Annotated in this window: 19 protein-coding genes; 4 read left to right on the forward strand and 15 right to left on the reverse strand. The window is 66.0% G+C overall.

Annotated features, from left to right (window positions below):
- Positions 1-14 precede the first annotated feature (14 nt).
- Entirely contained in the window at positions 15-1988 is a 1974-nt protein-coding gene (gene acs, locus ACEN2S_RS00195; protein ID WP_441860798.1) for an acetate--CoA ligase, read from the reverse strand.
- 335 nt (positions 1989-2323) lie between these two features.
- Complete coding sequence (locus ACEN2S_RS00200) at positions 2324-3940, reverse strand: SulP family inorganic anion transporter (RefSeq protein ID WP_441860801.1); 1617 nt, start codon at positions 3938-3940, stop codon at positions 2324-2326.
- Positions 3941-4079: 139 nt separating this feature from the next.
- Between ACEN2S_RS00200 and ACEN2S_RS00205 the strand changes: the two genes are divergently transcribed.
- On the forward strand, positions 4080-4604 hold the full coding sequence (locus ACEN2S_RS00205) for a pyridoxamine 5-phosphate oxidase (protein ID WP_441860804.1): 525 nt from the start codon (positions 4080-4082) through the stop codon (positions 4602-4604).
- A gap of 12 nt (positions 4605-4616) precedes the next feature.
- Here ACEN2S_RS00205 and ACEN2S_RS00210 read toward each other — a convergent pair whose 3' ends face one another.
- From ACEN2S_RS00210 to ACEN2S_RS00220, 3 genes are all read right to left on the reverse strand, one after another.
- Entirely contained in the window at positions 4617-6911 is a 2295-nt protein-coding gene (locus tag ACEN2S_RS00210; protein WP_441860807.1) for a glycosyl hydrolase family 28-related protein, read from the reverse strand.
- Between the two features lie 126 nt (positions 6912-7037).
- Positions 7038-7451, reverse strand: a complete 414-nt coding sequence (locus ACEN2S_RS00215) for a DUF4864 domain-containing protein (protein ID WP_441860810.1) — start codon at positions 7449-7451, stop codon at positions 7038-7040.
- Positions 7452-7552: 101 nt separating this feature from the next.
- Entirely contained in the window at positions 7553-9130 is a 1578-nt protein-coding gene (locus ACEN2S_RS00220) for a lysine--tRNA ligase (protein ID WP_441860813.1), read from the reverse strand.
- Positions 9131-9239: 109 nt separating this feature from the next.
- On the opposite strand from ACEN2S_RS00220, the gene ACEN2S_RS00225 reads away from it, so the two are divergent.
- Together ACEN2S_RS00225 and ACEN2S_RS00230 are read left to right on the forward strand one after the other, a co-directional pair.
- Complete coding sequence (locus ACEN2S_RS00225) at positions 9240-9662, forward strand: tellurite resistance TerB family protein (RefSeq protein ID WP_441860816.1); 423 nt, start codon at positions 9240-9242, stop codon at positions 9660-9662.
- Positions 9663-9880: 218 nt separating this feature from the next.
- Positions 9881-10390, forward strand: a complete 510-nt coding sequence (locus ACEN2S_RS00230; protein WP_441860818.1) for a hypothetical protein — start codon at positions 9881-9883, stop codon at positions 10388-10390.
- 15 nt (positions 10391-10405) lie between these two features.
- Here the strand turns inward: ACEN2S_RS00230 and dacB are convergent, their stop codons facing one another.
- From dacB to ACEN2S_RS00265, 7 genes are all read right to left on the reverse strand, one after another.
- A complete protein-coding gene (dacB, locus tag ACEN2S_RS00235) occupies positions 10406-11845 on the reverse strand; it encodes a D-alanyl-D-alanine carboxypeptidase/D-alanyl-D-alanine endopeptidase (protein ID WP_441860821.1) in 1440 nt (479 codons plus the stop codon).
- Positions 11846-11945: 100 nt separating this feature from the next.
- Positions 11946-12554: a nicotinate-nucleotide adenylyltransferase gene (locus ACEN2S_RS00240; protein ID WP_441860824.1), complete on the reverse strand. Its 609-nt coding sequence runs from the start codon at positions 12552-12554 to the stop codon at positions 11946-11948.
- Between the two features lie 284 nt (positions 12555-12838).
- On the reverse strand, positions 12839-13894 hold the full coding sequence (locus tag ACEN2S_RS00245; RefSeq protein ID WP_441860827.1) for a GGDEF domain-containing protein: 1056 nt from the start codon (positions 13892-13894) through the stop codon (positions 12839-12841).
- Positions 13891-14472, reverse strand: coding sequence for a heme NO-binding domain-containing protein (locus ACEN2S_RS00250; RefSeq protein ID WP_441860831.1), 582 nt, complete (start codon positions 14470-14472; stop codon positions 13891-13893). Before ACEN2S_RS00250 ends, ACEN2S_RS00245 begins: the two co-directional genes overlap by 4 nt.
- 69 nt (positions 14473-14541) lie before the next feature.
- On the reverse strand, positions 14542-16332 hold the full coding sequence (locus ACEN2S_RS00255; protein ID WP_441860833.1) for a DUF4153 domain-containing protein: 1791 nt from the start codon (positions 16330-16332) through the stop codon (positions 14542-14544).
- A 307-nt stretch (positions 16333-16639) separates the two neighbouring features.
- Positions 16640-17365, reverse strand: a complete 726-nt coding sequence (locus ACEN2S_RS00260; protein WP_441860835.1) for an HAD family hydrolase — start codon at positions 17363-17365, stop codon at positions 16640-16642.
- A gap of 27 nt (positions 17366-17392) precedes the next feature.
- On the reverse strand, positions 17393-17668 hold the full coding sequence (locus ACEN2S_RS00265) for a DUF3572 domain-containing protein (RefSeq protein ID WP_441860838.1): 276 nt from the start codon (positions 17666-17668) through the stop codon (positions 17393-17395).
- Between the two features lie 103 nt (positions 17669-17771).
- On the opposite strand from ACEN2S_RS00265, the gene ACEN2S_RS00270 reads away from it, so the two are divergent.
- Complete coding sequence (locus ACEN2S_RS00270) at positions 17772-19190, forward strand: diguanylate cyclase (RefSeq protein ID WP_441860840.1); 1419 nt, start codon at positions 17772-17774, stop codon at positions 19188-19190.
- A gap of 500 nt (positions 19191-19690) precedes the next feature.
- Here the strand turns inward: ACEN2S_RS00270 and ACEN2S_RS00275 are convergent, their stop codons facing one another.
- The 3 genes from ACEN2S_RS00275 to ACEN2S_RS00285 are packed head-to-tail and all read right to left on the reverse strand — an operon-like array spanning position 19691 to position 21208.
- The gene (locus tag ACEN2S_RS00275) at positions 19691-20218 is read right to left on the reverse strand and encodes a periplasmic heavy metal sensor (protein WP_441860843.1); all 528 of its coding nucleotides are present in this window, start codon (positions 20216-20218) and stop codon (positions 19691-19693) included.
- A gap of 2 nt (positions 20219-20220) precedes the next feature.
- Positions 20221-20631, reverse strand: a complete 411-nt coding sequence (locus ACEN2S_RS00280; RefSeq protein ID WP_441860845.1) for a dihydroorotate dehydrogenase — start codon at positions 20629-20631, stop codon at positions 20221-20223.
- Positions 20624-21208, reverse strand: coding sequence for an RNA polymerase sigma factor (locus tag ACEN2S_RS00285; RefSeq protein WP_441860848.1), 585 nt, complete (start codon positions 21206-21208; stop codon positions 20624-20626). The genes ACEN2S_RS00280 and ACEN2S_RS00285 overlap by 8 nt, the downstream gene beginning before the upstream one ends.
- Positions 21209-21285 lie beyond the last annotated feature (77 nt).

Genomic DNA, 21285 nt, shown 5'->3' on the forward strand with positions numbered 1-21285 from the left:
CGCCTCCATCGGGCTTACGCCCGGTTCATGCGGTTGGCGATCAGATCATCGACCACCGAAGGATCGGCCAGCGTCGAGATGTCCCCCAGCGCGCCAAAGTCATTCTCGGCGATCTTGCGCAGGATCCGGCGCATGATCTTGCCCGAACGGGTTTTCGGCAGGCCCGGCGCCCATTGGATCAGATCCGGGCTGGCGATCGGCCCGATCTCATGGCGGACCCATTTCACCAGCTCTTTGCGCAGATCCTCCGAAGGCTCGATGTCGTTCATCAAGGTGACATAGGCGTAGATGCCCTGCCCTTTGATGTCATGCGGATAGCCGACCACCGCCGCCTCGGCGACCTGCGGATGCGCCACCAGCGCCGATTCCACCTCTGCCGTGCCCATCCGGTGGCCGGAGACGTTGATCACGTCATCCACCCGGCCGGTGATCCAGTAATAGCCATCCTTGTCGCGGCGGCAGCCGTCGCCGGTGAAGTAATAGCCGCGATACTGCGCGAAATAGGCCTCCTGGAAGCGCTCATGGTCGCCCCAGAGCGTCCGCATCTGCCCCGGCCAGCTGTCCGAGATGCAGAGCACGCCCTCGGCCTCGGTCTCGCCCTGACGGATCGCGGTGGCGGGATCGAGCACCACCGGCTTCACGCCAAAGAACGGCGTGGTGGCCGAGCCGGGCTTGGTCGCCGTGGCGCCCGGCAGCGGCGTCAGCATATGGCCGCCGGTCTCGGTCTGCCAGAAAGTGTCGACGATCGGGCATTTACCCTTGCCGACATGCTGATCATACCAGACCCAGGCTTCGGGGTTGATCGGCTCACCGACCGAGCCCAGGACGCGCAGGCTGGAGAGATCGCATTTCTCAACGAATTCCGTCCCTTGCGCCATAAGCGCGCGGATCGCGGTGGGGGCGGTGTAGAATTGGGTGACCTTGTGCTTCTCGCAGACCTGCCAGAAACGCCCGGCATCCGGCCAGGTCGGCACACCTTCAAACATGATCGTGGTGGCGCCATTCGCCAGCGGACCATAGATGATATAGCTGTGGCCGGTGACCCAACCCACATCCGCCGTGCACCAGAAGACGTCGCCGTCATGGTAGTCGAAGGTGTATTGATGCGTCATCGCCGCATAGACCAGATAGCCGCCGGTGGTGTGCACCACGCCCTTCGGCTTGCCGGTCGAGCCGGAGGTGTAGAGGATGAACAGCGGATCTTCCGCGCCCATCGGCCGCGGCGGGCATTCCGGGCTGACCGACGCCATCAGCGCCTTGACGTCCACGTCACGGCCTTCGACCCAGGTGGTCTGATCGCCGGTGTGTTTGACCACCAGACAGCGCACCTTGTCCGAGCAATGCAGCAGGGCGGCATCGGTGTTCGATTTCAGCGCCGTGCGGCGGCCGCCGCGCGGGGCGGTATCGGCGGTGATCACCAGCTTGGCGCCGCAATCGTTGATCCGGTTGGCAAGGGCATCGGGCGAGAAACCGGCGAAAACGATGGAATGGATGGCACCGATCCGGGCACAGGCCAGCATGGCATAGGCCGCCTCGGGGATCATCGGCAGATAGATCACGACGCGGTCACCGCGCATGACGCCCTGGCTGAGCAGGACGTTGGCGAAACGGTTCACCCGCTCGGAGAGCTGCGCATAGGTGATGTGCTCGGCCGGGGTGGCCGGATCATCGGGTTCAAAAATGATCGCGGTCTGATCGGCGCGGGTGGGCAGATGCCGGTCCACGCAGTTGACGCTGGCGTTCAGAACCCCGTCCTCAAACCATTTGATCGAGACCTGACCAAAGGTGAAATCGGTGTTCTTGACGCGGGTGTAGGGTGTCATCCAATCGAGCCGCTTGCCTTCGCGGCCCCAGAAGCTGTCCGGGTCATTGATCGATTCCGCATACATGGCGCGGTATTTGGCGAGGTCGGCATGCGCCCCCTCAAACCCTGCCGGCACCGGATGCGTTTCAGTTGCTGCATTTGCAACCTGCTCGTGAGCCCCCATCGGACTTTCCTCCCTCGATCTGCTTCGGACCACTACGGATGGTCCCGGCTTTAGCTTAGCAAAGCCTCTCGTCCCAAGTGAAGTGTAAACCAAAGTGCCGATTTTGTGTAAGCTCTTTTTAACAATTGATTTTTTCTGTAAATATTTTGACAGTGTTTGCGTTAACTTTGTAAATCGTGCAAAAAGCCCTTTCCCGAAGACAAGGAGTTTCAATCGGTTGTGTGTTCACGGATCGGTGAAGCTGCCAGGCTGCCCTACCAGATATAGCGCATGTGACAGGCATCTTTGCACCACGGCCCCGGGGCCGCGCGCCTGAAACCGGGCAAGTGATTCGGTCAGGCTGCCGCCGCGTCGAGCCGCAGCCGCGCCGCATGCTGCGCCGCAGCAATATCGGCGCAAAACACCACCGCGGGCGCCTCCAGCCCCTGCGCCGCCAGCGCCGCGCGCAGGGCCGGACGGGCGGAGGAGATGTAGAGCTGTCCCTGCCGCCGGGTCATTTTCTGCGCGACCGAGACCAGCATCCGCGCCGCGGTGGAATCCACAAATGGCACATCGCCGAGATCCACGATCAGCGCCCGCGGATGCGCGGCAATCCGGTCCAGCACCGCACTCAGGAGTGCCGCCGCGCCAAAGAACATCACGCCGCGCAGATGGTGCACGACGATATCGGGGTCCGAGGGCGGATCCTCCGGCCCGGCAGGTTCGGGCGCCTCCACCCGCGCCGCCTCGGCCATCCGGCGGATGAAAACGAGACCGCCCAGCGCGAACCCCGCCACGATCCCCTCGCTCAGATCGCGGAAGACCACGAGGAAGAAGGTCACCGCCAGCACCGCCGCATCCGCGCGCGAGGCGCGGATCAGCACGGCGCATTCCTCGCGCTCGATCATCCCCCAGGCGACCAGCACCAGCACCCCCGCAAGGGCAGGCAGCGGGATATAGCCCGCGAGCGGTGCCGCGATCAGCATGAAGCCCAGCACGAAGAGCGCATGCAGCATCCCCGAGACCGGCCCGCGCGAGCCTGCGCGCACATTGGTCGCGGTGCGGGCGATGGTGCCGGTGACGCACATGCCGCCAAACAGCGCCGCACCGATATTCGCCACCCCCTGCGCCACCAGCTCGACATTCGAGCGGTGCTGACCGCCGGTCATCCCATCGGCCACCATCGCCGACAAAAGGCTCTCGATCGCGCCCAGAAGCGTGAAACTCACCGCCCAGGGCAATGCCTGCATGACCAGCGCCGCATCCATCGGCGGCAGGCTGGGCACAGGCGGCACCCGCGGCAGGCTGCCAAAACGGCTGGCGATGGTTTCCACCGGCAGCCCCAACAGCGCCACCAGCACCGACGCGACGACGACGGCGATCAGCAGGTTCGGCCAGCGCGGACGCCAGCGCCGCAGCGCCTGGATCAGCGCAATCGACAGCACCGCCACCACCACCGAGGCCGGATTGAGGCTGCCCCGCGCCGCCCAAAGCGCCTCCACCTTGGCGATCACCGGGCCGGGCTCGGCACCGCTCAGATGCAGGCCAAAGAGGTCCTTCATCTGGCTGAGCAGGATGATGACGCCGATACCGGCGGTAAAGCCCAGCGTCACCGGATAGGGGATGAAGCGGATCGTGTTGCCCAGCCGCAGCAGGCCCAACAGGATCAGCATCAGCCCCGAGAGCACCGTCGCCAGCACCAGCCCCGGCACGCCGATCTGCGCGACACAGGCCGCCACCAGCACGATGAACGCCCCCGCGGGGCCGCCCACCTGATGCCGCGACCCGCCCAGAAGCGAGACCAGAAACCCGCCGACAATCGCGGTGAACAGGCCCCGCTCCGGCCCCAGCCCCGAGGCGATCGCAATCGCCATCGACAGGGGCAGCGCCACGATGGCGACGGTCAGCCCCGCCAAAGCATCGGCGCGCAGGTCGCCCGCATTGTACCCTTCGCGCAGTCGGGTGATCAGCATCGGCAGTGCCGCGTCCCGTACAGGAGCGTGCTGGACTGCGGCCGCGTCACGGCTTGCAGGTGTCATCATTCATCCCTAGCTGTTGTTGCGCGAGCCTCGCGCCCGCCCGCGCCCAGTGTCAAGCCCGCCGAGGTCCCCGATGCCCCTGCCCCCCGCGACAAATGGCGCGCCTGCCACACCGTTTCGCGCAGCCGATGCCGAAGGCCGCGCCCTGGCGCATCAGCTCATGACCATGGCGCGCCATGGCGCTCTGGCCGTCCTCGACCCCGCCACCGGCGCCCCCGCCGTCACCCGCGTCGCGGTGGGGCTGGCCGTGCCCGAGGGGCTGTATCTCTTTGTCTCGGGCCTTGCCGCGCATACCGCCGCCCTCGCCGCCGATCCGCGCGCGGGGCTTCTACTGGGCGAACCGGGGCCCAAGGGCGACCCGCTTACGCATCCGCGCCTCTCGCTCAGCGTGACCGCCGAACCGACAGAGGAAAGCCAGCGCCCGGAACTATCCCGGCGCTGGCTGACAGAGCATCCAAAGGCCAAACTCTATATCGAGCTGGCGGATTTTCGTTTTGTTTTCCTGAAGATCACCGGCGGCGCGCTGAACGGCGGCTTTGGCCGGGCCTGGAAATTCACCGCCGCGGATCTGCGCGGCGAAGCCGACCTCACGCCCTGACCGCCCCGCTGCTCAGTTCGGATTGTCCATCCGCACCCGGATCTGGATCCGCCCCTTCGCGGCCTGCGGCCAGTTCACCGTCACCTGATTGTTGTTGACCCCCTGCTCGACCCCCACATAGGGCATGTCGGAGATCCGCGCGCCCGATCCGGTGGTGATCATCCCCTCAGCCACCAGGCTCTCGACATTGCGCGCCCAGCCGTCAAACGGCAGATAGGCCCCGGGGTCCACCGTCCAGACCGTCTGCGCCGTCGCCTGATTGTGTTCAAGAAACACCGGATTGCTCACGAACTGCGTGACCGCGTTGTAGATGTTCCCCTCCATCAGGATGTTGCGCATCCGGCTGCGGTCGAGATCGGCAAAGGTGGTGTCCACTTTCTCGATCCGGTCAATCGAGCCGTTCAGCGATTTGAACACATTGCACGAAATGTTCAGCCCCTGAATGTAATGCCCCGACCCATAGGGCTTCATCGAGAACCAGCGGAACCAGGGCGCCACATTGATGCAGACAAAGGTATTGCCGGTCACCGTCAGCCCGCCAAAGGAATATTCCGTGCCGGTGAAATTCGGGCTCGGCGCATATTCATTCGTCCATTCGATGGTGGAATTGTCGATGTAATTGCCGGTGATCGCCGTCTGCACATTGGTCTGGGTCAGGATCAACCCGGCCACGCGCACGCCATTCGTCTCCTCATCGCCCTGGAACCAATGGTTGCCGACAAAGAGATGCCCCGAGCCATCGGCGATGATCGTATGGCCAAAGCGCACAAAGCGGCTGTCGCGGATCTTGGCGTCATTGGCATTGATGTTGATGGCGAGCGATGTGCGGCTTTGCGCGGGCACCAGTTGCTCATCCGAGAGGAACTGGCAGCGGTCCACCAGCATGTCCTGACAGCCCCGCCCGATCGAGGTGATGCAGCGCGCCTTGGGTTTGACCACATAGCTGTCGCGCAGATGGAACATCTGGCCGTCCGGCGCCAGCATGATGCAGCTGGCCACGCCGTTGCACAGAAACTCGACATCATCGATGTTGAACCGGTCGAGCTGCGCCATGCCGGAGAAATCCAGCACATATTTGTCGCGGGTAAAGGTCAGCGTCCGCGTGCCCGAGCCGCCATAGAAGGGCTGGCTGAGGGTGAGACTGGAAGCGCCGACATTCACCGCCTTCACATAGACCTCACGCCCCACCCCGGTGCCGGTGACCCGTGCCCCCACCGGAATATTGGCGATATTGGTCACGCTGGTCAGCGTCGTCGGCTGATTGATGTTGTAGCTGGCCGAAGAGGTGACGGTGGTCGTGTTCCAGGCCGCCCCGGCAACGACATTGAACTGCCCGTTGCGCAGCACCCGGCGGTTGGAGAAGGTCGCCACATCGGGGGCCAGCGCGCGCACGTCAATCGGCTCGGTCACCTCGACCCGGCGGCCACAGAGATCAAGCGCATTGTGATCGGTATAGGAAAACAACGCCTGCAGCGCCTTTTTGAAGCCCAGCAGTTCATCGCCAAAGGCATCGGCATAGGTCGGGAAATCATAACTGCTGAGCAGCGACAGCCGCGCCGTCACCGGCATCACCAGCGTCCCCTCAAAGCGGATCGGCGCGGCAATCGAGACACTGGACCCAAGGTAATAGACACCCTCCGACACCAGGATCTGCCGCCCCGCCGCCGCCGCATCCGCCGCGTTGAAGGCGGCGGCATCATCGGTCACCCCATCCCCCACCGCGCCATAATCGCGCACATCCACCCAATCCATCATGTCGCGCAAAAAGGCGCTGGTGATGTCGGTGATCTCGATATCGTCAATCCGCACCGTGCCGCCATTCGACCCGGTGAGGTCCAGCCCGAAATGCCCGTAAACCGCCTGCGTGCCCCAGGCCATGTCCACCCCGCCCCGGCTGCCGGTGCCGACAATCGCGGTGATCGTCTCGACCTTGCCATAGGCGGTCAGCGCCACGCTCGGCCCCACCTGCACCACGCCCGAGACATTGCTGCCATTCGCTTTCGCCGCATAGCCCGCGATGTTCACCGACGGCAGGTTGCCCGAGATCGCCTTGACCCGCGCAGTGATCTGCAAATAACAGCCCGGCAGGATGGTGGTCTGCCCCATATAGCGCAGCTTTTGCGTGCTCTGGGTCTTGATCATCTCCAGACAGCCGCCGAAGTCCTGATCCGCCGTCACCAGCGCCGCATTGGCCGCCCCGGCATAGGTATCCGACCCCGCCGTGCCGTTTTCACTCGACCAGACATTCAGCCCCGCCGCGAATTCGGTCGGCATGAAGACCAGACCGTCGGTAATCGCCTTGTTCATCCCAAATCCCCTCGCATTCCGCCCGCTTCAGGCGAGAGGTAGCAGGGGAAACTGAAGGGCTGCCTTGCCCGCCGCGCGCGTCACGCGCCCGGAACGCAACGGCCGGGGCCGGTGCGCGGCGGCAGGTCAGACCGAATTGCCCGCGTCGATCACCGGGGTCACACCATCCACCCGCCAGAGGCCATCGACCTGCCGCATCGTGTAGTCAAAGACGCGCAGGTTGCCCTCGCCGCGCAGCAGGACCCGCTGCACCGGCTGGCCCGCCTCTTCGCGCTGGCCCAGAAACTCCACCGCGCCGGGGTTGCTGATCTCGGGATAGCCGCGCCCGACCATCTCGCCAAAGACCTGTGGCGTCGGGAAAATCGCGCGGATCATCGGCGAGGCATAATCATAGGCGGCGACCACATCGCCCGCCCGAAACGCCTCCAGCTGCGCCGAAATGACCGAACGGATCGGGTCACTATCCTGCGCCATGCCGGGCGGCGCGCCCGTGAACAGCGCGAGTGAGAGAAGCAGGGAAGCAAAAACCGGAACACGCATGAAAAAGCCCTCCTGAAGATCAGCTAGGCCGATGCGTCAGAAGGGCAAGGATGGCGCAGGCTCCGGGACGAAAATCGCCCCGAAAACCCGGTAGGAAAGCCTCAGACGAGGCGACCGGCGAGGGCCTTTTCGATCAGCCCAATGGTCTCGCGCACCCCGTAGAGCGCGATAAAGCCACCAAAACGCGGGCCCTGGCTGGCCCCCAAAAGCACCTCATAAAGCGCCGTGAACCAATCGCGCAGCGGCTCAAACCCGGCCTCGGTGCCCACCGCAAACACCATCGTTTGAAGCGCCTCGGCGTCAAGACCGCCGTCCCAGGCCTTCAGCCGCGCCACCAGTTCCTCAAGCGCCTCACGCTCCTGATCGGTCGGCAGGCGGAACACCCGGGTCGGCGCCACGAAATCACGGAAATAGCGCACGGCAAATTCCGCCGCCTGATCCAGATCGGGATGCGTCTCGGGGCTCGCTTCCGGCGCATAGCGCTTGATAAAGCCCCACAGCCCGTCCTTGTCCGTCGCCCCCGCCACCGAGGCGAGGTTCAGCAGCATCGCAAACGGCACCACCATTTTCGACTCCGGCACGTCGCCGCCGTGGATGTGCCAGACCGGGTTGTTCAGCCGCGCCGCATCATCCTGCGTCGCATAGGCTTTCAGCTGCTGATGATATTCATCGACGGCTTTCGGGATCACATCGAAATACATCCGCTTGGCGGTTTTCGGCTTGAGATACATGAAATAGCTCAGCGATTCCGTCGAGGCATAGGTCAGCCATTCGTCAATCGACAGGCCATTGCCCTTGGATTTCGAGATCTTCTCGCCATTCTGATCCAGGAACAATTCATAGGTGAAATGCTCCGGCGCAACACCGCCCAGCGCGCGGCAGATGTTGTCATAGATCGCGGTATTGGCCGCGTGATCCTTGCCATACATCTCGAAATCGACGCCCAAAGCCGCCCAGCGCGCGCCGAAATCCGGCTTCCATTGCAGCTTCACATTGCCGCCGGTGACCGGGATGGTCACTTCCGCGCCGTCCTCATCGCCATAGGTGATGGTGCCCGCCTCGGCGTCCACCGCCTTCACCGGCACATAGAGCACGCGGCCGGTCTTGGGGCTGATCGGCAGGAAGCAGGAATAGGTCTGCTGCCGCTCTTCGCGCAAAGACGCCAGCATGATCTTCATGATCGCATCATAATTCCGCGCCGCCGCCAGCAGGATCGCGTCCATCTTGCCGGATTTGTAATATTCCGTGGCGCTGGCAAATTCATAGGTGAAGCCGAACGTATCAAGGAACCGGCGCAGCATCGCATTGTTATGCTCGCCAAAGCTCGGGTATTCACCGAACGGGTCCGGCACGGCGGTCAGCGGCTTTTGCATATGCTCGCGCAGCATGTCCTGATTGGGGACATTCTCCGGCACCTTGCGCATCCCGTCCATATCATCCGAGAAACACAGCAGTTTCGCCGGGATGTCAGAGATCAGCTGAAAGGCCCGCAGGATCATCGAGGTCCGCGCCACTTCGCCAAAGGTGCCGATATGCGGCAGGCCGCTCGGGCCATAGCCGGTCTCGAACAGGACGTAACCCTTTTCCGGCGGCGCCTTTTCGTAACGCTTGAGCACGCGGCGCGCTTCCTCGAAAGGCCAGGCTTTGGAGTTCATTGCAGCGTCGCGAAGCGTCGTCATATCATACCTCATCGGGGCGCCCCATGCGCCCATCGCGCTTCACCTATTGAACGGGGGGGCAATCGTCAATAATTTGCAGGCGAAAGCCTTTCAAACAGGAAGAAAACCCGTGACCGATGCCCTCCCCTCGCTGTCGCCCCAGGATGCACTTGTTGCCGTCATGGTCGCGGTCTCGGTCTCGGATGAGACGATCCGCACCTCGGAACTGATGGCGATCGACCGCATGGTCAATCACGCACCGATCTTTGGCAAATATGACACCGACCGCACCCGCGCCGTCGCGCAGACCGTTTATGCGCTGATGGAAGAGGAAGACGGGCTGGATGCGCTCTTTGGCCTCGTGCGCGATGCACTCCCTGAGAAATATTTCGAAACCGCCTATGCCCTGGCCTGCGATGTCGCCGCCGCCGATGGCACGCTGCGCGAGGCGGAACTGCGGATGCTCGAGGAAATCCGCTATGAGCTGAACATTGACCGGCTGCACGCGGCGGCAATCGAGCGCGGCGCCCGCGCGCGCCACCTGACGCTGTAACCCCCCAAAAGCAGCAGCCCGCAGCGGCAGGTAACACGGACCGGCGGATCCCTGCTGCTGTCGGCAATTTCGCGCCGAAGCGGCCGGGATCCTTCGCATTTGATCTATGCGGATCGCGCCAAAATCCGCATCCTGCGCCACAGTCCTGCGCAGACCCTGATCCGTTCAGGGTGGCGGGGCGGGATAACGGGCCGGGATCGCGAACAAGGGATCGACGAATGCGCAAGGTGATGCATGGTTTGTGGATGCTGCCGATGCTGGGCAGCATGGCGCTCGCGGCAGGGGCGCCTTTGGCACCTCTGGTGATGCCCGCCGACAACGCCCCGACCGCCGTGGCCCGCGACAGCCGCGCCGATCTCACGGCGCAGATTGCGGTGGCGCAAGATGCTGCCGCGCGCTGCCTGCTCGATCTTGGCATCACCCCCGCCGGGCTGACCGCCGATCAGCCCGACACCACGCTGGTTCCGCTGACCACCGCAGATTCGGTCATTGAGGTGCCCGAAACCGCCGCCAGCCCGGCGACAGTGCCGCTCACGCTGGCCGATGACGGGATCGAGGTCATCGCCCTCACCAGCCCCTCCGGCGGCACGGCAGCACCGACCACCGGCGCCGCAGCCACCACCGCAAACGCAAGCACTGCCGCTGACACCCGCATGCGGCTGCTGACCACCCGCAATCTTGATGCACTCTGCGCCGCGGTCACCCAGATCGGCGCGCAACGCTCCTGAGCGCGGCGCGGCGCCTCAGCCGTAGGCGACGCTCCAGCGTTCAATCAACTGCTGCTGCAACCGTTTGGAGCGGCCGATCCAGCCGCGCGATCCTTCCGGCGCTTCCGAACGGGCCGAGGCTTCGCGCCGTGCCACATCTCCGGTGAAAATCGTAAAGACCAACTCGGTCCCGCCCGGCGCCGAGACATAGCCGGTCAGGGTCGAGACGAAATTCAGCGTGCCGGTCTTGGCCTGCACCTTGATCGGATGATTGGCGACCACCTTGCCCTGCGCATCGCGCAGCGGGATGTTGCGCAGGATCGGTCGCAGATCGACGCCCGGCCCCAGCCGCGCCAGCGCGCCCGTCATTTCCGCCGCCGAAATCCGCGAAGCCGCCCCCAACCCGGAGTGATCGACAAACCGCGCCGAGGATGCCCCGGTCTGCGCCCGCAGCCAATCGCCCATCGCCCGCCCCGAGGCGACCAGTGATCCCCCCGCGCCCAGCCGCGCGGAAGTGGCCAGCCCCACGGCCTCTGCCGTCAGGTTGGTTGAATATTTCAGCATGTCTTTCAGCACATCGCGCAGCCCGGTGCTGCCGTGATCGACGAGAATCTCTCCGGCAGGCAGCCCCTGCAATTCCTCCGGCCCCGGCAGCGGGATGCCCTGCGCCCGCGCCAGCGTCTGGAACACATCCCCGGCGTAAAGCGCGGGGCGGCGCACCGGCAGCCAGCGGTTGCCCGCCTTGCCCAGCGAGGGCTGCGCCACGGTCCACAGTTCCTTGCCGCCCCCGTCGCTGTAGGTGAACAACGGCGATTTGCGGTTGGCCACCGCCATGCTGGCGGTATAAGCGGTCGGCATGTTGCGGTCGGCCTTGGCCTCCATCCCGATCTGATAGCCATTGCCCGCGCGCTTCCATTCAAAAAAGACGCGGTTGCTGTTCAGAATCAGGCCCGAGACCGCCGGGTTATAGGCCACATGGATCGGCTGATCGCCCGCGATCTCATGCTCATAGGGCAGCGCGCCGCCCCAGACGAGAAACCGCCCGGTCACACCGCTGACGCCCTTGGCGCGCAGGGCCGCTGCCATATCGGCCAGATCATCGGTCGACAGCGTCGGATCGCCGCCTCCCGCCAGAATCAGATCGCCCTGAATGACGCCGCCCCGCACCGGCCCCGTCGCCATCAGCCGGGTGGCAAAGCGCCCCGAGGGGCCAAGCGTGCTCAGCGCATAAAGCGAGGTGATGGATTTCAGCGTGCTCGCGGGCGGCATCGGCTGATTGGCATCGCGCTGCTCCAGGATCTTTCCGGTCCGCGCATTGGCGACCAGATAGCCGACCTTGCCGCTCAGCTTGGCGGCAGCGATCAGATCCTCGGGGCCCGCCAGCCGGGTGGTCTGCGCAAAGACACGCGGCGCGCCGAGGCTCAGCCCCAACCCTGCCGCCATGCCACCGATCATGCTGCGCCGCGTCACCGACATCTGCGTCTCCCCCTGGTTTCGGGCGGGATGGTGATCCCTGCGCCGCCGGACGACAAGGGGCCTCGGTGCATTTTATCCCGAAATCGCAGGTATCGTGATCTCAGCCGCCGCGCCGCCACCGCCCCTCGGCGCGGATCTGCGACGAGGAGAGATCCACCAGCGGCACATTCACAAAGCACCAGGCCGGCGCCGGATGCCGCGCCAGGGCTGTCGCCCGCTCGGCGGGCAGCCGCGCATCGGCCATCACCTGCGCCGCCTTTGAGCAGCGCGCCCGCAGCCGTTGCCCCGGCCGCGCCAGCACACCCACCGGCACCTGCGCGAAAATATCGCGCCAATTGTCCCACAGATGGAATTGCGCCAGATTATCCGCCCCCATCAGCCAGACAAACCGCACCCCGGGATAAAGCGCCCCCAGCCGCGCCAGCGTCTCTGCCGTGTAGCGCGTGCCCAGTCTGGCCTCGAGATCGGTGATCTCCACCCGCGGATCCTGCATCACCCGCCATGCCCGTGCCAGCCGGTCGGCCATCGGCGCGGGCCCCTGCGCCTTCAACGGATTGCCGGGGCTGACCAGCCACCAGATCCGGTCCAGCGCGAAATGTTTGAAGGCTTCATGGGTGATATGCGCATGCCCTTCATGGGCGGGATCGAAAGACCCCCCCAGCAAGCCGATCGTCATGCCCTGACAGGCGATGGGAAAGCCCTGTTTCATGCGCCGAGGTCGTAAACGATCGCGCGTGATTTGGGGAGTGAAATATGACAAACCCTTGACAGGGCGTGAGACTGTCGCGCCAGGCCCACGCCGCGCCTGCCCAAAGTCACGCCGCCGCCCCGCCCCAAATGTGTCTCCTGATGCTGAACCAGATGCATCCCCCGGGCGCGGCCCGACACCGCGCGCCGCGTCTTCACCCCGGCCCCGCTTCGCCCACAAAGCCTGAACCCGCAGCGCGTGGCGCACCCGCCGGACAGACAGATTGCCCGGGGCAGCGAGAAGGCTCACGGATCGTCGTGCCGTTTTCCCATCGACAGATCTTCGCCCGGCACCAGCACCGTGCAGCGGGCGCGCCCCCGCCGCTTGGAGGCATAAAGCGCACCATCGGCGTCCGACAGCATCCGCTCGGCCTCGGGTTGCGCATAGCTGGTGGACATCGCCACCCCGAGCGAGCCGGAAATGCGGCACAGATGTCCTTCAAACGTCGTCGGCTCTTCCAGCCGCTCGATGATGCGCGCGCCCATCGTGCGCAGGCTGACCGGATCGACCGCACCCCGCAGGAGAAGCACGAACTCATCGCCCCCCATCCGCGCCACCAGATCATGACGGCGGGTCTCTTCGGTCAGGATGCGCGACACCCGCGCCAGCACATGATCGCCCGCCGCATGGCCCAGCGTGTCATTCACCGCCTTGAAGTGATCCAGATCGAGATGCGCCACCGCAAAGGGCCCGCCCCCCTGCCCCAGCGCCGCAATCGCGCGATCCAGCGCCAGATCCAGCGCCCGGCGGTTGGCAAGCCCGGTCAGCGGATCGGTCTGCGCCCGCGCCTCGGCCGCGCGCCGCGCGCCCTCAAGCCGCTCGTTCAGGCCGCGCAATTCCGCCATGATCGCCGTCTTGGCTTCCTGCAGATACAACAGCTCCATCGCCAGATCCGAGGCGGCGAAATCCCCCGCCGTCAGCCCATGCTCGCGCACCGAATCCGACAGTCCGATCCCGAAGGAGAGGTTGAGAAAAAGCCCGTCCTCCGGCTGCCCCGCGCCCACCGGCACCGCCAGCCCGCGCAACGTGGTGGCCGCATGCATCCGCAGCCCCAGATGCAGCCGCTGCCCCACCATGTCCTGCAGCCGGAAAATGCCGGGCCGGGTCCGCATCCGCAACAGGCGGAAATGCTCGGCGAAATGCCCGCCCTTCAGCGGCCAGTCACCACAGAGCTTGTCCAGCGTCGGGCCCGCGCCGCGAATGTCGCCGCCCGGCCCCAGCCACAGATACATCGGCATCAACTGGCCCAGCGCCTTGGCGCCCAGCCCCAGCACGGCCTCGGGCAACCGGCCCTCGATCATGGATGCACCTCGCCCGCCAGATCGAATCGCCGCCCGGCGGCAAAGCTCGCCTCCAGCAATTCCACCGTGACCATTTCCGCGCCCGCCCCCTCCAGCCGCTGCTCGATCAGCGCCAGCGCGCCATAATCATCGGCCATCGCCCGCAACAGCCCGGTGAACACCGCCCCCCAGCCATTGTGTGCCGAGCGGATGCGCAATTTGTAGCGGCCCTCCGGTTCGGCCGTTACCTCAATCTCGGGCAAGGCCAGATCGGGCAGCGCCATCTGGCCGCGGCCCTGCAACTCCTCCAAAGACATCAGAAATTCCGCGTAATCCACGCCCCCGAAACGCAAAAGACGGCGCAAGGCCTCACGCGTGACCAGATAGCTGCCGAGGTCTTCCAGCAAGGCATTCAGCGGCTTGCCCAATTGCTGGCAGGCCGTCACCAGAGTTTTGTCCGTCAGCTCATCCTCGTAATGCAGCATGGCCTCGAACCCGTCTTCGGGCAGGCGCGCACGCTGCACCACGGCGCTCCACAGCGCCGTTCCATAGGTGTCGCAGAGGAAACTCTGAATGGAACGGTTTACGAGACCGTGCATGGCGGGGGCCTTTCCTTGACCCGGCCACGCTAGCGCGCCCGTGTTAAAAAAGGCCAAACAGCGCCGCGCTTAGGGTTTGATCACAATGCGTTGGCTGCCAATCGCCAGGGCCTGATCCCCGGTCGGCACCAGCCGCACCCCCTCCGCCCAAAGCTGATCAATCAGCGCGGCGCCGGGCAGATCGCTCAGGTTTGTCCCGGTTTCCGCCGCGATCGTCTCCCCGGCCACCCGGGGCGTCGCCCAGTCCAGCGACCAGCTGCCGCCGGATTTGATCAGCGTGCGGATGCCCGCTCCGGCATCCGCGCGCCCATCCCAGGTAAAGAGCAGGGCCGAGCCCTGATTCTGGCCCGGCAGCAGATCGGCCAGCACCAGCAGGCAGCCGGGATGATCCTGCGGCGTGCGGCGGGCACAGGCGTCCAGAATATCCGCGCCGACCGTCTCCCCCAACGCGGTGAAGAAATCCGCATCGGCAGGCGCATCGGCGGGCAGCACCGGCACCGCCGCGACAAGCGCCGCGGCCCGGCGCGCGCTGTCCTCGTCCCACCGGCGCTGGTTGAAGGTCCAGGAATCGGTGCTGCTCTCCAGCACTTTCAGACGTTCGGCCAATGCCGGTTGCCCGGCGGTCGCAGCACGGGCGCGCAGTTGCGCCAACCCCTCGGCCCCCGCCCGGCCCCAGTCATGCGCCATTTCCCACAAAGGCAGGGCATCCGCCGGCAGCCGCCCCGCGTCAAACCGCGCAAGCTGACTGTTCACCGCGATCTTCTCGGGCGAGATCACCGTCAGCCAGAGCGCGGCCAGCGCCAGCACCGCCCAGGCCAGCCCGAGATTCACCGCCCGGATGCGCCGCATCCAGCCCGAGCCCATGATCACCGAGACGCCATATCCCAGCCCATAGCCCAGGGTGATGCCCGAGAGCGCCATCGCCGAGACCCGCTCCGGCGTCCAGCCATATTGCGCCACGCGCAGGCCCACCGCCCAGACGGCGAGCGCGGCCAGAACCGGCACCAACAGCGCCAATGCCTGCGCCGAAAGCCGCATGATCCGCCCCTGCGCGGCATCACTGTCGCGCTGATCCACCGCGATCGAGATCAGGCTGATCGCCCCCAGCGCCGCCGAGAGCAGCATCGAGGCCGCCGAAATATGCCCGAACAGCCCGTTCAACCCGCGCAGCGGCAGCGCCAGCACAAAGACCGTTATCACAACGAGCACCACCGGCAACAACAGCCGGAACAGCCGCAGCACCAGATAGGGCGAGATCAGATCCGACATCTCGGCCACCACCGCCAGCGCCAGCCCCAGCGCCGCCCCGGTCAACAGCCAGGCCACGCCCTCGTTCATCAGCGCCTGCTCCAGCAGTTTGATCCCGACGAGGTTGAGCATCAGCGCCGAGAGCCAGAGCACCCCCCAGACCACGCCGGTAAAGAGCCAGGCGGCGGCATAGCGCACGACAATGCTCCAGGCATTGACGAAAAGCGCGGGATAGGCCCGCCAGCCCTGCCCCTGCCCCCAGCCCATCAGGAAAGGCACCGGCAGCGTCATCAGCACGAAAAGCGCCATGAAATGATGGCCGCTGTCAAGGAAATCGCCCACGGAGTCAAAGCGCAGCGACGCCACGGCCGCCAGCGCCGCCACCAGCAGCGCCAGCAGCGCCGAGGCCCCCAGCGCCCGCCACAGGCCCACCTGCGACAGCATCACCAGCGCCGCGGTAAAAAAGCTGAGCGCCAGAACCGAGATCACCAGCGCCAGCCGCGCCGCCAGATCGCCGCCCGCCAGCAGATCAGGGACCCAATTTGTCAGGCTCCAGCCCGCCGCCCCCGCCAGAGTGCCCAGCACCGCGTGTTCAATCCTTGCGCGCAGCATGGCGCTCTCCTTCTGCCCGGTCCCGCGCCGCCGTTCCGGCACGCATCCTCTGGCCGCAGAGCCTATCGCGCGGCGGGCGCAAAGGCCAGAAGCCCCCGATGTCGCAGGTGCTCAGTGTTGCAGGTGCCCGGTCTCGCAGGTGCCCGGCGCACCCGGCACCAGGCACGGAAACCGGCGCTTCGGACACAAAACGGATCGCCCTTCTGCCGCGCTCGGTGTCGCGGGCGCGGCAGAAGGGCGCAGGACGCGCGACATGGAGAGCGGGCCGCGGGGCCGGCCGTGTGCTTGGGCGCGGGGCCCTCCGGGCTCAGCCCGCCTGCGGCAGGCCCCGGTCCGCCAGCCAGCCCGGCAGATGGCCGATATCGGCCAGCACCGCATCCGCCAGCGGCGCCAGATCGGGCGTTGTGGCCAGCCCGGTCAGCACACCGACCGTGGCCATGCCCGCCGCCCGGCCCGCGTGCAGATCGTGGCGGCTGTCGCCCACCATCACCACCGCCGCCGGGTCGAGCCCCATCGCCTGCGCAAAGGCCAAAAGCGGTGCCGGGTCCGGCTTGGCGCCATGGCCGCTGTCGCAGCCGATCACCATGTCGAAAAGATCGCTGACCCCCGCCGCCGCGAGATGCGCCCGCGCCGGGGCCTCGGCGTCATTGGTCATCACCCCCAGCCGCAGCCCCAGCCCGCGCAAAAGGGTTAACAGCGGGCGCAGCGGCACCGCCTCTGCCTGGGGTGCCAGCGCGGCGCGGTCATTCATCAAGGTGACCAGCGGGCCCGCCTGCCACTCGGGCAATTCGCGCAGCAAGATCGCGGCGATCTGATCCGGTGTTCCGGCAATGACCGGGCTTTCGGGGCGAAAGGATCCCTGCCCGTCACCCGTCGCCAGATCAAAGCCCACCGCATCACCCAAGGCTGCCGCCCGCGCGGCATCACCCGCCGCCAGTTCGGTCAGCAACCCCTGCGCCCAGGCGCCCCAGGTCGCGTGAAAATCAAACAAGGTGCCATCCTTGTCGAACAAAATCCCCTGCGGTGTCGTCACGATTTTTCCTTTTAGGTAAAATACTTATCAGGTCCAGTGCAGTTCCGGTCCCGCCAGGATCTGCCGCGCCGTCATCGGTTCCTGCGGCGCCACGCCCGCCTCGGCCGCAAAGCCCAGAACCCAATCATCGCTCATCAGCAAAAAATCGAGCACCGAGACCAGAACCACCGGTTCCGACGCCCGTTCACGCAGCTCGGTCACCGTCAGACCCGAGGCGGTGAGGAAGCTCTGAAACAGCTCGTCATCCGCCGCCAGCCAGCCCAGCGCCCGCAACGCCAAAGTCTCTGCATATTCTGCCTTCATCACTATTCCTTTACAGTCGTCGAAAGGGTTTGTTAACCTTTTCAAACAAAAGATGACCTCGTGGGTAGTACCAGTAAAGATCTCTAGAAGGGAGCGGGTAACCGTGACGGGGAAAATCCTGATCGTTGACGATATTGCGACCAACCGGATCGTGCTGAAAGTGAAACTTTCGGGCGCGCGATATGAGACGTCGCAAGCGGCCGCGGGTCAGATGGCACTGACCCTCGCGCGGCGCGAACTGCCCGATCTGATCCTGATGGATGTGCGCCTGCCCGATCTGAACGGGATCGAGGTCTGCCGTCAGCTGAAGGCCGATCCGGTCACCCGTGGGATCCCTGTCGTTCTCGTCACCGCCAATGCCGAACCGGGCACGCGTCTGGCCGCGCTGAAGGCGGGCGCCGATGATTTCATGCTCAAACCCCTGGATGAGCTGGTGCTTTTGGCCCGGCTGCGCAGCCTTTTGCGCGCCCGCGAAACCGATGAAGAGCTGCGGCTGCGCGAAACCACCTGCCGCGAGCTGGGCTTCAACGAAGGTCAGGCAGAGTTTGCGGGCCGCGCCACCGTGGCCCTCGTGGCCCCGTCGCGTGAAGCTGGTGTCACCTGGCGCGCGGCGTTGTCGCGGCATCTGCCGGGCGCGCTGGTGATCAGTCTGAACCGGGATGAAGCCCTCTCGCAGGGGGCAGGTGGTCAGGGATTGGGCGGCGGCGACGGGCCGGATGCTTTCGTGATTGCCGCCGATCTCGGCCGCCCCGGCGACGGGCTGCGCCTGATGAGCGAGCTGCGCTCGCGTCCCGCCACCCGAAATTCGGTGATCTGCATCGCCAGCGGCGAGGGGATGCGCGAAACCGTGGCGGTGGCGCTGGACCTTGGGGCGAGCGATATTTTGCCGCTGGATCTGACCGCCGGGGACAATGCCGAGGAAACCGCCATCCGGCTGCGCAACCAGCTTGCGCGCAAGCGGGTGGCCGACCGTCAGCGCAACAGCGTCACCGACGGGCTGCGCATGGCGGTGACCGATCCGCTGACCGGGCTGTACAACCGCCGCTACGCACTGCCGCATCTGGCCCGCATGGCCGAGCGTGCCAAGGCAACGGGGCGCCAGTTCGCGGTGATGGTGCTGGATCTTGACCGGTTCAAGCAGGTCAATGACACCTTTGGCCATGACGCCGGCGATACGGTGCTGGTGGAAATGGCCCAGCGCCTGCGCGGCAATCTGCGCGAGGTGGATCTGATCTCGCGCATCGGCGGCGAGGAATTCCTGATCGCCATGCCCGAAACCACGCTGGAGACCGCGCATCGCACGGCAGAGCGGATTTGCCGCGCGGTGGAGCGGGACCCGGTGTCGCTGCCCGACGGGATGGGTGACATCTCGATCACCGTCTCCATCGGTCTCGCGATGGGCGGCGGCCCGCATTATCAGAATGCTCAGGTGCAGGAATTGGTGACCCGCGCCGACCGCGCACTGATGGGCGCCAAGGCCGAGGGCCGCAATCAGGTGACGATCAGCGCCACCGCCGCCTGAAGCAAACGGCAGGGGCGCAAGCTCCGCCCCCCCCCCTGCAGGTGCATCGCGACCTGTCCGGTCGCGGCAGGCGGCCCCGGTTGGGACAGATCCCGCTGAAGACACGCAGCCCGGCGGACCTCTGCGCTCCGGGCAGTACAACTCATGCCGCGCCGGGGACAGCGGGCACATCCCGCCACAAATCTCTGCCCCCGCCGTGCAAACGGCGCTGCGCGAAAAGGTTGCAGGGGCAGACCTTTCGGCATCGGCATCGGCATCGGCATCGGCATCGGCATCGGCATCGGCATCGGCATCGGCATCGGGGCTGCCCGGGCGCATGGTCCCCGACAAGATCATTTCGAAAGACGTGACCTGCGCCGCTGGCTTCGGCATCCGCCCCGGCGCAGCCCTTTCATCTGCCCACAAACAAAACCGCCGCAGCCCCGGCGGGATGCGGCGGTAAGCGGCGACAGTGCGCGGTGGCGACCCGGTGTCACCGTCAGCCCTGAGGCAGCATGGGCTCAGTTGGCGGGCGGCTGCGGTCTTTCCTTGCCCGCACCGGGGCGCTTGTCCATTTGCCGCTTCAGCATCTCCTGCAGACGGGCGGCATAGGCTTTGCGCGCCTCGGGCGACATGGCGGCAATGCGCTCGGCGAACAGCCGCTGGCCAATCTCCATCCGGCTTTTGCTGCGCGCGCCATAGGCATCAAACAGGCGCTGCAATTGGGTGCCATCCCAGACATCGGCCTGCAATGCCGCAACAAACGCATCCATATCGGCCCGCGCCTGCTGGCGCATCTCGCGGAAAGCCGCGCCATCGGGGGCGGCGGCACGGCGCAACGCCTCGCGGTCGTCGCGCGACAGCGCATCGGTAAAGGTGCCCATGCCGATGTCGCCCACCATCGGGCGCGGCGGATGTGGCGGCCCGATGAACAGCCGCCCGGCCACCACGCCAACCACCAACAGATTGAGCGCCAGCGAGATGATCAGCACGGCACGGATCGGCCCCGGAATTTTCGGCTTTGCGCCCGGCGCGGCAGTGTCAGCCATGCTCATCCCTCCTGCCCGTCAGCCCAGGCCAAAATATCGTCATCGGGCAGCAATTGCACCGATCCCAGTTGCTCGGCCACCGTCGATGCAGACCAGAGCGAACCGCTCAGCGTGGTTCCCACCGTGCCAAAGCTGCTCAGGCCGGAAACCCCGATCCACACCCCGGCGACCGCGGCCGTGGCCATACCGCCCAGACCACCCCAGCCGCCCAGCCCCGCCACCAGCATCGCCCAGAGGCCCTGCCGCGGCGCGGCCTGCGGGCGGCTCAGGCCCTGCGGGATCCGCCGCGCCGCTTCGGCTTCGGCATCCGCCAGAACCCGCGCCATAAAATCGGCGGAAGGGTCCATGGCCGTCGCCCGTGCGGCGGCAAAATAGCCTTCCAGCCCGTCAAATTCGCGATCCGTCTCAGCCATGACCATACCCCAATTCCTCGCGCCGCCCCGCCAAAAGAGCCGACAGCGCCCGCTTGCCCCGCGCCGTGAGGCTTTCAACCGCCTCGACGCCAATTTCCATCACTTCGGCTATCTCCGGGTTAGACAACCCTTCCAGATGCCGCAACACCACCGCCTGCCGTTGCCGCTCGGGCAGCGCCGCAAGCGCCGTCTCCAGCGCCGTGGCGCGGTCGGTGTCGATCATCACCTCCACCACGCTCGGGCGGCCATCTTCCGGCTCGGCCACCGCCTCCAGCGCCACCCCCCGCCTGCGGCGCAGACGGTCGGTGCTCAGATTGGTGACCACCCGGTAGAGCCAGGTCGAGACCTTGGCTTCCCCCTGCCGCCAGTCGGGCGCGATGCGCCACAGGCGCAACAGCGCCTCTTGCGCCACATCTTCCGCCTCGGCGGTGTCGCGCAGCATCCGCATTGCCACGCGGAAAGCCAGAGGCCCCAGGCGCAGCGTCAGGCTGCGCGCGGCCGCGGGATCTCCATTCGCATAGAGCACCAGCAATGCTTCGTCGGTCACGTCGATCATCGCGTCAAATGCCATCTCCATACCCATTCTGGCCTAGCGCGAATTCAGGGGCGGCGCAATCGCACCGCCCCCGAGGCACAGCCGGGGGCACCCCCGCC

This window comes from Phaeovulum sp. W22_SRMD_FR3 (genome assembly GCF_052113705.1).
Classification (GTDB): Bacteria; Pseudomonadota; Alphaproteobacteria; order Rhodobacterales; family Rhodobacteraceae; genus JBGQOG01.